The organism is Marivibrio halodurans (assembly GCF_017963645.1).
GTDB classification, from domain to species: domain Bacteria; phylum Pseudomonadota; class Alphaproteobacteria; order UBA8366; family Aestuariispiraceae; genus Marivibrio; species Marivibrio halodurans.
This window is the reverse complement of record NZ_JAGMWN010000002.1, coordinates 341043-355589: the sequence shown is the minus strand read 5'-3', so window position 1 is coordinate 355589 and position 14547 is coordinate 341043. Positions and strand designations below refer to the sequence as shown.

Sequence of the window (14547 nt, the reverse complement as noted above, 5' to 3'; positions counted from 1 at the left end):
CTGGTAGGCGTGGATTCGCTTACGGGTATTTTCATTTGAACATAAAAAATTGGAAAACCGAAAATATTGCGCTAGAAATGAAACCATCACTTGCCTCCCGGTCATGATTGGCCATGGATCGTTCCCATGTCGCTCACCCCACGCCAGAACGAAATGCTCGCCATGGCCCGTGCCTCCGGGCGGTTGTCGGTGGACGGTCTGGCACGCGACTTCGCGGTCACGCCGCAGACCATCCGCCGCGATCTGAACGACCTATGCGGGCGCGGCCTGCTGACACGGGTTCATGGCGGGGCGATGCCCGCGAACGGCACCGCGAATGTCGCCTATGAGGAACGCCGCGCCATGGCCTTCGCGGAGAAGGCGCGGATCGGCGCGGCGGCGGCGGCGCTGATTCCCGATTCCTGTTCCCTGATCCTCAATATCGGCACGACGACGGAGCAGGTCGCCGAAGCGCTGCGGGAGCATCGCGACCTCGTCGTCATCACCAACAACATCAATGTCGTGAGCGTGCTGCGCGGCTCCCCGACGACGGAACTTATCCTTGCCGGCGGCGTCGTCCGACAGAGCGACGGCGGCATCGTCGGCGAGGCGGCGGTCGATTTCATCCGCCAATTCAAGGTGGATTGGGCGGTGATCGGTGCTTCCGCCCTGGACGAGGACGGCGCCATCCTCGACTTCGATTACCGCGAGGTCTCGGTCGCGCGGGCGATCGTCGAAAATGCGCGCAACACCATCCTGGTGGCGGACAGGAGCAAGTTCGAGCGTAGCGCGCCCGTGCGCATCTGCGACTTGTCGCGGATCGACCATGTCGTCACCGACGCCGAGCCGCCCGCGCGGTTTCGCCGGGCCTGCACACGCGATGGCGTGTCGATCCATGTCACGACGCCCGACGGGGACGGCAACAGAGGCGCGAACGAACGCCCAGAAGGAAATGACGCGAATGAATGACCGGCAGAGCGTTCCCGACGAGGCGGTCCACGATGTCGCCATCATCGGCGGCGGCGTCAACGGGTGCGGCATCGCGCGCGATCTCGCGGGGCGCGGCGCCTCGGTCCTGCTGTGCGAGCAGGGCGATCTGGCGCAGGCGACCTCCTCCGCCTCGACGAAACTGTTCCATGGCGGGCTGCGCTATCTGGAGCATTATGAGTTCCGACTGGTGCGCGAAGCGCTGGTGGAGCGGGAAACCCTGCTGCGCGCCATGCCGCACATCTCCTGGCCGCTGCGCTTCGTCCTGCCGCATCACGAGGGCCTGCGGCCGGCCTGGCTGCTGCGGCTCGGTCTGTTCCTTTACGATCATCTGGGCGGGCGGGAGATATTGCCGGGCACGCGGACGCTGGACCTGCGGATGGACGATGCCGGGGCGCCGCTGAAGGCCCAGTTCCGCAAGGGCTTCGAATATTCCGATTGCTGGGTGGAGGATTCGCGGCTCGTCGTCCTCAACGCCCGCGACGCCGCCGACCGGGGCGCCGATATCCGCACCCGCACGCGATGCGAAAACGCGACGCGCGACACCGACGGCCTATGGCGCCTGAGCTTGCGCGACATGCGCGGCGACACGGTATCGACCGCACGGGCGCGAACCCTGGTGAATGCCGGCGGTCCCTGGGTGCAGGACGTCATCCTGAACCGAACGCACCGCGACAGCGCCGACCGCATCCGTCTGGTGCGCGGCAGCCATATCGTCACCCGCCGCCTGTTTACCCATGACCGCGCCTATATCTTCCAGCAGACGGACGGTCGCATCGTCTTCGCCATTCCCTATGAGGGGGATTTCACCCTGATCGGCACGACCGACGCGGACCATCAGGGCCCTCCGTCCGAGGCGGTCTGCACGCCGGAGGAGCGGGATTACCTGCTGAACGCCGTCGCCGGTTATTTCGAGCAACCGCCAACGGCGGCGGACATCGTGTGGACCTATTCCGGTGTCCGGCCGCTGTTCGACGACGGCGCCTCGGCGGCCGCCGAGGCGACGCGGGATTATGTCCTGAAGCTCGACCGGCCGGGGGAGGGCGAGCCGCCGCTCCTCAACATCTTCGGCGGTAAGATCACCACATACCGCCGCCTGGCGGAGGCCGCGGCGGCGAAGCTCGCCCCCTTCCTGCCGGGCCACGGCGCGGCCTGGACCGCCGGCGCGCCCCTACCCGGCGGCGATTTTCCGGTGGATGGCGTCGCGGATTTGGTCCGGCGGCTGGCCGGGGATTACCCCTTCCTCGACCCGGCGACGGCGAAGCGGTTGATCCGCGCCTACGGCACCCAGGCCTGGGATATTCTGGGGACGGCGCGCGCGGCCGAGGAGCTGGGCGAAGCCTTCGGCGCCGGTTTGACGGCGGCGGAGGTTCGCTGGCTGATCACGCGGGAATGGGCGGTCGAGGCGGAGGATGTGCTCTGGCGTCGCTCGAAATTGGGACTTAGGCTCTCCGACTCGCAGAAGGAAAGGCTCGCCCGCTTCATGCGGGCCGAGACGGCACCCGATCCGATCGAGGAGGAAACCGCCCAATGACGGCGCACGCACCCGAGGCCGGCGACGACACCGTCCTGGCGATCGACCAGGGCACGACCTCCAGCCGCGCGATCCTGTTCGACTCGGCGATGGGGATTCTCGGAATCGGTCAGGAGGAATTCCCGCAGCATTTCCCGAAATCCGGCTGGGTGGAGCACGACCCCGACGATATCTGGTCGAGCACGGCGGCCGTCATGCGCGCGGCCGTGGAACGCGCCCAGGCCGCGCCCGAGCGGATCGCCGCCATCGGCATCACCAACCAACGCGAGACCACCATCGTCTGGGACCGGGAAACCGGCCGCCCCATCCATCGCGCCGTCGTCTGGCAGGACCGCCGCACGGCGGACCTGTGCGAGCGCCTGAAGGCCGACGGCGTGGAGCCGATGGTATCGGAACGCACGGGCCTGCTGCTCGATCCCTATTTCTCCGGGACGAAGCTGGCCTGGATTTTGGACGCGGTGGACGGCGCGCGCACCCGCGCGGCCGACGGCAAGCTGCTGTTCGGCACCGTCGACAGCTATCTGATCTGGCGCCTCACCGGCGGCCGGGTGCATGCGACCGACGCGACCAACGCCTCGCGCACGCTGCTCTACAATATCCGCGAGGGCCGATGGGACGCGGAGATGCTGCGCCTGCTCGACATCCCGGAAGCGATGCTGCCGGAGGTGCGCGACAGCGCCGCCGATTTCGGCGAGACCCGTGCGGACCTCCTCGGCCGCGCGATCCCCATTCGCGGCGTCGCGGGCGACCAGCAGGCCGCCGTCGTCGGCCAGGCCTGCTTCACGCCGGGCATGCTGAAATCGACCTACGGCACGGGCTGCTTCGCGCTGCTCAACACGGGCGAGACGCCGGTCGCCTCGGACAACCGGTTGCTGACCACCATCGCCTATCAGCTCGACGGGCGGCCGCGATACGCGCTGGAAGGGTCGATCTTCATCGCCGGCGCGGTGGTACAATGGCTGCGCGACGGTCTCGGCATCATCCGCGACGCCAACGAGACCAGGGCGCTCGCGGAACGCGCGCCGGACGATCACGGCGTCTATCTCGTCCCCGCCTTCACCGGGCTGGGCGCGCCCTATTGGGACGCGGAGTGCCGGGGTGCCATCCACGGCCTGACCCGCGCCACCGGCCCGGCGGAAATCGCCCGCGCCGCGCTGGAGAGCGTCGCCTTCCAGACCCGAGACCTGCTGGAAGCAATGCGCAAGGACCGTGCCCGCGCGCTCGGCACCGATGCGCGAACGGGCGAGACGCCGGAAACCGTTCTGCGCGTCGATGGCGGCATGACCGCGAACGACTGGGTGATGCAGTTCCTGGCCGACATCCTGGGCGCGCCCGTGGACCGGCCGACGGTGTTGGAGACCACCGCGCTCGGTGCCGCCTGGCTCGCCGGCATGAAGGCCGGCCTCTATCCCGATCAGGAGCGCTTCGCCGCCGACTGGGCGCTCGATCGGCGCTTCGACCCGTGCCTGGACCCGGCGATCGGTGAGCGCAGATATGCCGGGTGGCGGGACGCCGTGCGTCGCACCTTGACCCACTCGCTCGGTTGACCCCCATCCGGTTGCCCCCGTCCGGTTGAGTCGTCTCCTCCCCCCATGCCGTCACCTTACCCCCCGCCCGTACCCCAACAGCCATCGAATGACGCCGAATAGGGTTATTTCGGCACCGTGCTCTATGCGATAATACGGAGTATATAGTGAGCGTGGCATATCGATGTTCTCCTTAAAGTAGAATTCAGCCGCGCTAAATCCTTGACCGGGGAGCGGTGCGTCCGTGCCACGCCAGTCCGAACAGACCGAAGACTCGGAGGTCCCTCCGGAAAGCCGGCGCGCCCGTTTGACCCGGGTCGTGGTAACGACCGCGGTCCTGGCGGCGATCTCCTTCCTCGGCAACAACCTGACGATCCCACTCTCCTATGGGGTCGAACTGATATTCGGCTCCTTCGCGGTCATGCTGGCGATCCTGTTCGTCGGCCCGTTCGCGGCGTTGATCGTCGCCGGCATCGGAGGGATCGCGACGATCGGCCTCTGGTCCCATCCCTTCGCCATGGCGATCCTGGTGGCGGAGGCCCTGGTGGTCGCCTTCCTCTATCGCCGCGGCCTGCGCAATCTGGTGCTGGCCGACCTTGCCTATTGGGGCATCGTCGGCATCCCGCTTATCCTGCTGTGTCATCGCGTCATGCTCGACAGCGGCTGGGACGCGACCGTGCTGATCGCCTTCAAGGGCACGGTCAACGGCGCCTTCAATGCCCTGCTCGCGATCCTCGTGACGGGTATCGTCGGGCTCTTCCCCCCTGCCCGCAAGCGCTTGCGGCTGGCCCCGCCGGAACTTACCCACATCGTTTTCGCCCTCACCCTCATGGCGATGCTGGTCTCGGGGGCGGTTCCCCTGATCGATACAGGAGCCGGCATTCAGAACCTGGAGGAATCGCACCTTTCCGAACGGTTGCACGATCAGGCACGACAACTCGACCGGGCCATCCCGGACGAGGGTCCCACCACGTCGAACGGACTCCAGGCCGGCCTCCAGGCCCTGCTCGACCGGGCGGGATTGAGTGAATGGGAAAGCGCGGCCTTCATCGGTCCCGGCGGGCGTATTCTTGCCCAAACAGGACAGGTCGCGAGCGTGCGGTCGAATGGCCATTTGACGCCGGTCCTCTCCGATATGGCGATCTGGATGCCGCAAGCGGAGGAGACGGCCGTCAATCGTTGGATGGAGGGGCGCTATCAGGTGACGCGGCTGATCTCCGGGACGCCGGGGGTCAGCGTACTGGTGATAGAGCATGCGGCGGAGCCGGTGGTGCGCGCCTTCCGAGCGGAGCGCTCGGACATGATCTTCTTCGTGGCCGATCTGTTCGCGATCGGCCTGCTCGTCGCCTGGGGAACGAGCCGGTTGATCACCGGCCCGTTGGTCCGACTCGAAACGGCGGCGGCCACCCTCAACACCAAGATCGCCCGGGGGGAGAAACCGGGCCTGCCCGAGAGCAGTATCGCGGAGTATCGCTCCCTCACCCGCACGATCGAGGATATGGCCGGCCGGCTGGCGGAGAGCTTCCAGGAAGTCACCGCCGCGCGTACCGACCTGGAACGGCAGGTGCGCGACCGCACGGCGGAGCTCGGCCGGTTCAAATCCACGCTCGACCAGACGCGGGATTGCGTCTTCATGTTCGATGCGGCGCATTTGCGGTTCTTCTATGTGAACGAGGGCGCGGTGCTTCACATCGGCTATGACCGGGACGCCCTGATCGGAATGAACGCCCATGCCATCGATCCGGGCATGTCCCGCGCCGGTTTCGAGGCCCTCGTCACCCCGCTGATCCGGGGAGAGCAGCCCTGGCTCCTGTTCGAGACGCATCACCGCCATCGTCAGGGGCGGCTGATCCCGGTCGAGGTCTTCCTGCAATATGTCCGCGACGACGGCGCGGGCTCGGCCGCGGGGGCCGAGGGGCGGTTCGTCGCGATCGTGCGCGACCTCTCCGAACGCCGGCGTGTCGAGCGGATGCAGAGCGAATTCATCTCGACCGTCAGCCATGAGCTACGCACGCCGGTAGCCGCCCTCGTCGGCGCGTTGAAATTATTGGAAAGCGGCGCGCTCAAGGACAAGCCCGCCAAGGCGGACCACCTCGTGCGCCTCGCCAATCGCAACGGCGAACGGCTCCACGCTCTCGTCAACGATCTGTTGGATCTGGAGAAGCTCACCGCCGGCAAGATGCGTTTCGCCTTCCAGGTCCATGCGCTGGACGCCCTCCTCTCCCAGGCGGTCGAGAGCGCGCAGACGCTCGGCGCCGAACGCGGCATCACAATCGAAACCGAGAACACCGTTCCGGGAATCCGGTTGCTGGTCGATGCCGGACGCTTCGATCAGGTGCTGGGAAACCTGCTCTCGAACGCGGTCAAGTTTTCCCCGCCCGAGGGGCGCGTCCTTATCACCGCGCGCGAGACCGGCCATATGATCCGAATTTCCGTGAGCGATCAGGGCGCCGGCATTCCCGAGGCTTTTCATACGCGCATCTTCGAGAAGTTCGCGCAGGCCGACAGTTCCAACCGGCGCCGGACGAGCGGCACGGGCCTCGGCCTCGCGATCAGCCGCGACATCGTGGAACGCATGGGGGGAGGAATCGGCTTCCAGACCGAGGAAGACGTCGGCAGCACTTTCTTCTTCGATCTGCCGATCTGGGGAACAGCCGTGACGGATGTGCCCCTCGCCGCCCCGGATGGACCCGCGCGCGGCCCGATCCTGCTGGTCGCGGAAGAGTCGGGCCACGCCGCGCGCATCACCCAGGAATTGGACGCGGCCGAACAGGAGACGATCTGGGTCACCTCCGCGGTGGATGCCCTGGCGGAATTGCTGCGCAATCCGGACATCCGCGCGATGGTCCTCGACATCGACGTGCCCGATGCCAACTGGCCCGATCTGCTGGCTATCTTCGGGGAACACCGGACGGCGCGCGCGCCCGATCTCATTCCTTTCGCCCTCGATCCGGAACGCCCGGACAGCCTGATGCTGATACCGGAGCCCTGGCTACGCTGCATCGCCGATCCACCACGCCCGGAGGATCTTGGCGCGATCCTGCGCCATGTTCCAGTCGACGAAACGGCCGCCCCGGTTCGCACCCTGATGGTGAGCGCCACCCCGGAGACGAACGACGCATGGCCCGAACGATTGCGCGCGCTGGGTCCGGTCGAGACCAAGACGAGTATCGACGCGGCCGAGAAAGAACTGGCCGGGGAAGAGCCCGTCGACGGCCCCTTCGATATCGTCGTCACCCCCCTGTCGGTCGGGAACGAGAACGCGCTGGCACTCCTCGACCGGCTACGCGCGTCGCCCCCGCGCATCGGCTGCTTCCTGGCGGTCGGGAAACGGGACGAAGCCACGATCCGCGAGACCATGCGCGGGCGGCTGATGACCGGCGGGCATGATGTCTCGGCCTTGGTCGCCGCGCTGGCCGGTGAACGGTCGAACGAACGGACCCCGGATCGGCAACGGGCCCATGAGCCGGACCGTGAAGCGGATCGGTCAGGAGAAAGAGAGAAGGGAATATCGAGATGAGCGACCTCGCCTCCGTCATGTGCGTGGAGGACGACCCGGACCTTCAAGACGTCATCGCGCTGGCGCTGGAGGACGTGGGCAAGCTGTCCGTTACCGTCTGCGGCTCGGGCGAGGAAGCGCTGGCCCAGGTCGCCACGGTCGCTCCGGACCTGATCCTGTTGGACGTGATGATGCCCGGCATGGACGGGATGGCGACGCTGGAGGCGCTGCGCGCCATGCCGTCGGCGGCGGACATCCCGGTCATCTTCATGACCGCGAAGGTGCAGCCGGACGAGATCGCCGCCTATCGCGCGGCCGGCGCCACCGGCACCCTGGCTAAGCCCTTCGATCCGCTGACCCTCGCCGACGATCTGCGCGCCCTTTACCTGAAGGCAAAGGGGGCGGCGGGATAGCCGCGGCGATCGGGGCGGCCTATCCGACGCGCGCGATCGCGGCTTCCAGCGCTTGGTCCAGGATCGCGCGTTCCTCCGGCCGGCCGACGGAAACCCGGATGCACCGGTCCAGCGGCGCCACGCCCGGCATGCGGATGAAGACGCCATCCTCCTGCAGGGCCGACAGGATGGCGCGCGCGTAATCACCGTCGCGCCCCATGTCTATGGCGACGAAATTGGTGGCCGACGGTATGGCCTTCAGCCCCAGGCGCGCGGCGGTCGCATAGTAATCCTGGCGGCCGCGCTCGACCTCCTCGACCACGCGGCGGATGAAGGCCGCGTCATGGAAACTCGCCAGCGCCCCGGCCTGGGCCATGCGGTTCACCTCGAAATGGTTCCGGATCTTGTTGAAGGCCGTCACGATTTCCGGATGGGTGATGGCATAGGCGATGCGCGCGCCCGCCATGCCGTGCGCCTTGGAGAAGGTACGCATGCGCACGACCCGCCGGTCCGTCACGTCGATCGGCGGCAGGGCCTCGGGCGGGGCGAAATCGCAATAGGCCTCGTCTAGGACGAGGATTCGGCCCTCCGGGATCGCCGCGATCAGTTGCTGAACCTCCGCCGCCGGCCACCAGGTGCCCATCGGATTGTCGGGGTTGGAGAAATAGACGAGCGGCGCCGACACCGCCTCCGCCCGCGCCGCGAGTCCGCGCCAATCCTCCCGGTCGTCCCGATAGGGCACGAACTCCAGCCGCCCGCCATGGCCGTTCACATGATAATTGAAGGTCGGATAGGCCCCGTGGGAGGTGACGACCGGGGTCCCCGGCTCCACGATCGCGCGGACCAGCACGCCGAGCAGCCCGTCGATGCCGGCGCCGATCACGATCGCCTCCGTCGGCACGCCATGCGCCTCGGCCAGGGCTTGTTTCAGCTCCCAACTCTCCGCATCGCCGTACCAGGCGACGTCCGCGGCCGCCTCGCGCATCGCGGCCTCGGCCTTGGGGGAGACACCGAAGGCGCTCTCGTTCGCGCCGAGGCGCGCGCGGAACGGCGCACCGCGTCGGCGTTGCAGCGTCTCCGGCCCGACGAAGGGCACGGCGGCGGGCAGCGCCGCCACCGTGTCGGTGAAGGGAAGCGGATTATCGACCATGATCGCACCCCGTCTCTTCCGGACGTTCGTTCCTCCGGGACGCCGTCTTGGCACGCGGCGCCCGTTTCCGGCGGGTTAGAGCATGCCCGCGCCGGTTCGACAATGGTCCCTGCCCCGTCCCTTGCGTTGCGCGGGCGGGGGGCGGGCGGCATACTCCGCCCCGTCTCGCGCCCCTTCATCGGTGAAGAGTGGACAATGGACGACAGCGAAGACAATCGAACGGGCAACGGCTATGTCGGCGGCGCGATCCTGACCGTGCTGTTCTTCCTGCTGGTCGCGGCGCTCGCCGTCGGTCTGCTGGCGGGGATGGGCTTCGCCGTCCTGGCCATGCCGGTGACGACATCGCTGATCCTGCTGTTCTTCCTGGCGGCCGGCATCGCGACCTGGCGCGCGAAGCTGAAGCACGACCGCGCGCGGCGAAAGGCGCGCCGGGACCTCGACGGTTAGGCTTCGCCCGTGCGCGCTACCAGTCGGCCGGATGGTGGTCGAGCGGCACCGGCGGCCGCGCCCAGCGCGGCGGCGTGCGCGACAGACCGCCCGCGTGCCGGATCGCGGTGACGGCACCGAAAGGACTCTCCACGGTCTCGGAGAGGGCGGCGATCTCCCCCTCCTCCGGGTCGACGACGCCGGCCGTCGGATCGGTCGGCCCCATATCCCGCAGCCATTGCCCGACCCGGGCGAGCGAGACCCGCACGCGCCAGCTTCCCCCCTCCACCGCCCGGCGCAGCAGCGCCGCCTCGATCCCGAAGGCCAGCAGATAGCCCGCCCCATGGTCGAGCGCCTGCGCCGGCAGAGCCGTCGGCTCGTCACGACCGAGCGCCGCCGCCTCCGCCAGATTGAAGCCGGTCGCCGCCTGAACCAGTGAATCGAACCCACGGCGCCCGGCCCAGGGACCGGAGAATCCATAGGCACTCAGCTCCGCGTGAACGAGGCCCGGGCGCCGCGCCGCCAGCGCCTCGGCCGAGAACCCTCGCGCCGCCAGGGCGCCCGGCCGGTAGGACTGCAGGAAGACATCCGCGCGCGCAGCCAGATCGCGGAGACGCGCCGCCCCCTCCGGCCGGTCGAGGTCGAGTTGCGCCGACCGCTTCCCCCGCCCGGTATCGATGTCGAGGGCCGGAAGCGCCGGTAGACGCGGCCCCGTCACCCGCAGCACATCGGCCCCGTGCGCGGCCAGGGCGCGCCCCGCGACCGGGCCCGCGATCACCCGGGTCAGGTCCAGCACGCGCACCCCCGAAAGCGGCCGGTCCTCGTTACGTGCCCGGAAGGGCGTGGGCGGGGCATCGGCGATGCGGTCCACCGCGATCAAGGGCTCGGCGCGCACCGCGGCGGCCTGCGGGTGGATGTCCCACGCCGCGAAGGATCGCAGCGCGCTCGCCACCATCCCGGCGTCCGCCGCCGCACGCTCCAGATCCAATGCCCGCCAGCCGGTGAGCGCGCGGGCAACCGCCGCGCGCGTCGGCGCGCAGCCCAGGATCGCCAGCAAGCCGTCGCGATGATGGGGAAAATTCGTATGCACGCGCACCCATCCCCCGTCGCCGGTGGGGTAGAGACCGGCGATCGGGTCCCAGAGATCCGTCGGCGGCGTGCCGTTCAAGCGGAAATAGCGCTCGCTGCGGAATTCGACGGCGGCATGGCGCGGGTCGACCATGACATGCTGCGCCGCGCCGCCACGCGCCCGGTCGATCGCCGCCGCGCCGGCCGCGCACAGCGCGATGGCCGTCCATGCAGCCTCGTCCACGCGGAAACCGCTGCGATAGACCGGCGTCCCCTCCGGTGCCCCCTGCGAACCCTCCCAGGCCGGGGCCAGGGCGGGCAGCGCGCCGGGGGAGAGCCCGGTCGCGCACCAGATCGGCGCGATACGCTCACAGGGAGTCTTCCGGGGCATATGCCGGGGTGCCGTCACCGACGACCGGCCGCCCGCGCGCGGCCGAACGCCGCCGCCAGTTCAAGGGCGATGCCGATCACCGGAGCCGACAGGGCGACGTAGAACAACACGTGGTAATCCCCCGTCCTGTCATAGAGCCAGGCGAGCAGATAGGCCCCCGCCGCCTGTCCCAGCGCGAATCCGCTCGTCGCCCGGCCCCAGGCGCCGGCCTTGGCGCCCTCGCTCGGCCCTGAAAGCTCGCGCACGCGGCCAAGCGTGACCGGCACCATGCCCGGCGCCAACAAGCCGCCGGTAAAGGCCGCCAGGCCGATCAGCGCCGGCACCTCCGTCGCGGCGAGAAGCGCGACGCTTCCCACCTCCACCAGCACGAGGACCCGCAGCGCGGCGGCGAAGCCGATCCGATCCGCGAGCCGGCCGGTCGCCAGCGGCCCGACCGCCGCCCCGATTCCGAATAGCGTCCAGAAGAAGGCGCCCTGCCCCATGCCCAGATCAAGCCCGCGCGCCACATAATCGACGAGGAACACCATGTGCGGCACCAGCCCGAAGGCGCACAGACCGTAGAGCAGCGTGACCGCGATCAGGGCGCGCCGCTCCGCGCGTTGACGGGCGGACGCGTCGTCCGGCGTCTCCGCCGTGTCCGCCGGGGAGGGCGAGGGTGGGGCCATGCCCTCCGGCTCCCGCGCCAAAGGCCAGGCGGCGAGCGCGATGACCGTGGAAACCACCCCCAGCACCGCCCATGTCACGCCGAGCCCGAAATCGAGCAGCCACGGAATGGCGACCGCCGCCAGAACGACGCCAAGGCCGACACCGCTGAACATCAAACCACCGGCGCGCCCCCGCCGGTCGATCGGCGTCTGCAACATGACGAGGCTGGAAGCCGCCACCATGACGAGCCCGCCCGCGATGCCCGAGAGAAGCCGCCAGAGGAAGAACCAGGCGAAACCGACCGGCTCGATACAGGCGAGGAAGCTCGCCGCCGAGAGCAGCATCATCGCCCGCGTCGTACCGCCCGGACCGAGCCAGCGCATCACCCGCGCGCCCGCTAACGCACCGATCAGATAGCCCGCCAGATTGGCCGCCCCCAGATAGGCGGCCGCGCCCGCGTCGAACCATCCCCCTTCGACCAGCGCCGGAAGAAGCGGCGTATAGGCGAACCGCGCGAGCCCGAGGCCGAGCAGGCTGGCCGCCGCGCCGGCCAGGGCGGCGGCGCGGGCACGCGGATAGGAGTCCGATGGATCGGCGGGCATGAAACGTCTCCGGGCGGTGGGTTGCGAGAGGACGCCCCATCATCGCGGGCGCGCCGGTACTTGCAACCCCACCCGCAGCGACCGGCTGAATCAGCCGAAAGCCCCCAGGTGATTGTCCCACATCGCGGTCGTCGGGTTCGGGCCGGAGACCGCCTCGCGCCGGAGGGTGCCCTCGGCATCGACCCGGACGGCGTCCAGGCGTCCGGTTCCGCTGGACAGGAAGAAGCCGCCATCGACGCGCGTGTCGCGTGCCAGCCCGCATCCGTCCGGCGCGCGCAACTGACCGAGGAAGGCACCGCTTTCCACATCGACGAACATGGCCACGCCGCCGCGCGGGCTGGCCGTGGCGCCGATGCGCCCCGTGCGGTCCAGGGCGACGCTGCCGCAATATTGGACGAGCGCGCGGGTCTTGGTCAGCGGAAGCTCGATCGTGCGCAACGCCCCGCCATCGGCCGGCCAGACGAACAGCAGCGGCATGTCCATGCCCACCGGCCCCTGGTCCTGCCCGGCGACCAGGACGGTGCCGTCCGGCGCCATGTCGATATGGCGCAGACTGACCTTATGCATGTCAGCCGACAGCGACGCGCCCGCCATGACGGCGCCGTCCGCGAGCGAGATGCGCCGCATATTGGGCTTCATGGTCGGGATATTCAGCTTCTCGCGCGGGCGGTCGTCGCGGTCGGTCAGGATACCGCCATTGGCGACGGTCACGCTCCCGCCGCCGGGGTCGAGCAGGATCTCGTGCGGGCCGATCCCGTCCGTCTCGTACTCGGCGACACGCTTGCGGCTTTTCACGTCCCAGACGCTCAACATCCCGCGGCCGCGCACATGGTCGTTCTCGGTCGCGACCCAATGGCGCCCATCCGGCGAGAAGACGCCGTGCCCCATGAAGTGCCGCCCGTCCGGGGTTTCGAGCATGTCGGCGAGCCGCATCGCGTCGAGATCCAGGATCGCGGCGAATCGCCCCGGACGCCGCGCGGGGACCATCGCGGTCCGCCCATCCGGCGAGACGGAGGGTCCGTGACCGCGATCGGGCAGGACGATATCCATCAGCACCCGGCCCTCGATGTCGGTGACGACCGCGCGGTCGCGCCCGTCCGCGCCCCGGGCGCATCCCACGACGCAACGCCGCGCCGGACCGGACGCTTGTTCGGCCGACCAGCCGGCGCCCGGCGCCAACGTGGCGACCGCGCCGCCGGCGGCGATCAATCGCAAGGCGTTCCGACGATCCATCATGGTTCAATCCCCATCCAGCGCATTGAAACCAAGGGTCAGGCCCAGCGCGGCGGCGAGGTCCCGGCTGACCGCGCCGCGCGCGCCGCCCACCTGATCGCGCAGCAGCAGAACGCCGGTATAGCCGCCCTCGGCCGCGAACGCGGTCTCGAAATCCGGCCCGATGTCGTGGGCGCGATCCGCCGCATCGCCCAGTCCGCCGCCGATCCGATCGGCGAGGCGGCCCAGTTCGCTCGCCCGCAGGAACCCGTCGAAGCTATAGTCCGCCGCGCCGTCGGCCCGGAAAAGCCGTTCGGCCGCCCGGAGGTTGAGCGCGATATTGCGCAAGGACCGCGCGGAGCGCCAATTCTCCGCCAACCGCGCGCGCACACCCTCTGGCCCGTCGCCGAGGACGGGTTCGAGCTTCAGCATCACCACCGCATCGAGACCGCCGGACATGACCCCATGGATCGCGCGCAGCGCTTCCGACCCGTCGCGATAGGCCGAATTATCCGGTCCCGGCGCGGTCATCAGACGACGGTCCTCCGGCCATTCGGCGACGATCGCGGCCGCGATGTTGGCGATGTTCCGGGCGATCGCCGCGACAAGGCGACAGCGGAAATCCGCCTCGGCATTGCCCGCCGTCAGGGCCTCCGCATCCTCGAACAACAGCCGCTCCAGCGCCGGGAAGCCCTGAACCGCGATCGAATAGGCGGCGAGCGTCTCCGGCGCCAGCGCGGACTCGTCCGCGTCCTGGATGAATTGCCCTAGATGCCGGGCGGTCAGGTTGCGCTTGTCCGGCCAGAACTGGATGCGGAAATGCCGCTCCTCGCGCTCGACCGGGCCGAAGCGAACGGCCTGCACCGCCTGCCAGGCGTCCATCGCGTCGTGAAAGCCGGCGCGCAGCGTCTCGATATCGGCGCATCCGCCGGCGGCGGTCGTCGCGAACCCTTCCGCCGCATCGGCGAAACGCTCATAATCCGGAATGATGACCCGGTCGAGCGCGCTTTCCACGAAGCCGACCGCCATGTCCGGCGCCGGTGATTGCGCCCGCGCGCCGGTGGACGACCATCCCAATCCGGCCCCCCCCAGGAACGGGGACGCGATTGGGACCGACGCCAGCGCGAGGCAGAAGC

The 14547-nt window shown here is 69.2% G+C and carries 11 protein-coding genes; 6 read left to right on the top strand and 5 right to left on the bottom strand.

All coding sequences use genetic code 11. The features are described 5' to 3' along the window. The first annotated feature begins 126 nt into the window (after window positions 1-126). The 5 genes from KAJ83_RS06085 to KAJ83_RS06065 all read left to right on the top strand — a co-directional run bounded on the left by KAJ83_RS06085 (window position 127) and on the right by KAJ83_RS06065 (window position 7938). Window positions 127-948: a DeoR/GlpR family DNA-binding transcription regulator gene (locus tag KAJ83_RS06085; RefSeq protein WP_210681134.1), complete on the top strand. Its 822-nt coding sequence runs from the start codon at window positions 127-129 to the stop codon at window positions 946-948. Beyond that, a complete protein-coding gene (gene glpD, locus KAJ83_RS06080; protein WP_210681133.1) occupies window positions 941-2500 on the top strand; it encodes a glycerol-3-phosphate dehydrogenase in 1560 nt (519 codons plus the stop codon). The genes KAJ83_RS06085 and glpD overlap by 8 nt, the downstream gene beginning before the upstream one ends. Then, window positions 2497-4047, top strand: coding sequence for a glycerol kinase GlpK (glpK, locus tag KAJ83_RS06075; protein ID WP_210681132.1), 1551 nt, complete (start codon window positions 2497-2499; stop codon window positions 4045-4047). Before glpD ends, glpK begins: the two co-directional genes overlap by 4 nt. Window positions 4048-4345: 298 nt before the next feature. Then, a complete protein-coding gene (locus tag KAJ83_RS19615) occupies window positions 4346-7546 on the top strand; it encodes an ATP-binding protein (RefSeq protein WP_210681131.1) in 3201 nt (1066 codons plus the stop codon). After that, the gene (locus KAJ83_RS06065) at window positions 7543-7938 is read left to right on the top strand and encodes a response regulator (protein ID WP_210681130.1); all 396 of its coding nucleotides are present in this window, start codon (window positions 7543-7545) and stop codon (window positions 7936-7938) included. The genes KAJ83_RS19615 and KAJ83_RS06065 overlap by 4 nt, the downstream gene beginning before the upstream one ends. Window positions 7939-7957: 19 nt before the next feature. Here the strand turns inward: KAJ83_RS06065 and KAJ83_RS06060 are convergent, their stop codons facing one another. Then, window positions 7958-9067, bottom strand: coding sequence for a pyridoxal phosphate-dependent aminotransferase (locus KAJ83_RS06060; protein WP_210681129.1), 1110 nt, complete (start codon window positions 9065-9067; stop codon window positions 7958-7960). A 195-nt stretch (window positions 9068-9262) separates the two neighbouring features. On the opposite strand from KAJ83_RS06060, the gene KAJ83_RS06055 reads away from it, so the two are divergent. Next, the gene (locus tag KAJ83_RS06055) at window positions 9263-9514 is read left to right on the top strand and encodes a hypothetical protein (protein ID WP_210681128.1); all 252 of its coding nucleotides are present in this window, start codon (window positions 9263-9265) and stop codon (window positions 9512-9514) included. Window positions 9515-9530: 16 nt separating this feature from the next. Here the strand turns inward: KAJ83_RS06055 and KAJ83_RS06050 are convergent, their stop codons facing one another. The 4 genes from KAJ83_RS06050 to KAJ83_RS06035 all read right to left on the bottom strand — a co-directional run bounded on the left by KAJ83_RS06050 (window position 9531) and on the right by KAJ83_RS06035 (window position 14488). Beyond that, on the bottom strand, window positions 9531-10952 hold the full coding sequence (locus KAJ83_RS06050) for a CoA transferase (RefSeq protein WP_210681127.1): 1422 nt from the start codon (window positions 10950-10952) through the stop codon (window positions 9531-9533). Window positions 10953-10966: 14 nt separating this feature from the next. Then, window positions 10967-12199: a YbfB/YjiJ family MFS transporter gene (locus KAJ83_RS06045; RefSeq protein WP_210681126.1), complete on the bottom strand. Its 1233-nt coding sequence runs from the start codon at window positions 12197-12199 to the stop codon at window positions 10967-10969. 90 nt (window positions 12200-12289) lie between these two features. After that, window positions 12290-13435: a DUF1513 domain-containing protein gene (locus KAJ83_RS06040; RefSeq protein ID WP_210681125.1), complete on the bottom strand. Its 1146-nt coding sequence runs from the start codon at window positions 13433-13435 to the stop codon at window positions 12290-12292. 3 nt (window positions 13436-13438) lie between these two features. Further along, window positions 13439-14488, bottom strand: coding sequence for an imelysin family protein (locus KAJ83_RS06035; RefSeq protein WP_210681124.1), 1050 nt, complete (start codon window positions 14486-14488; stop codon window positions 13439-13441). Window positions 14489-14547 lie beyond the last annotated feature (59 nt).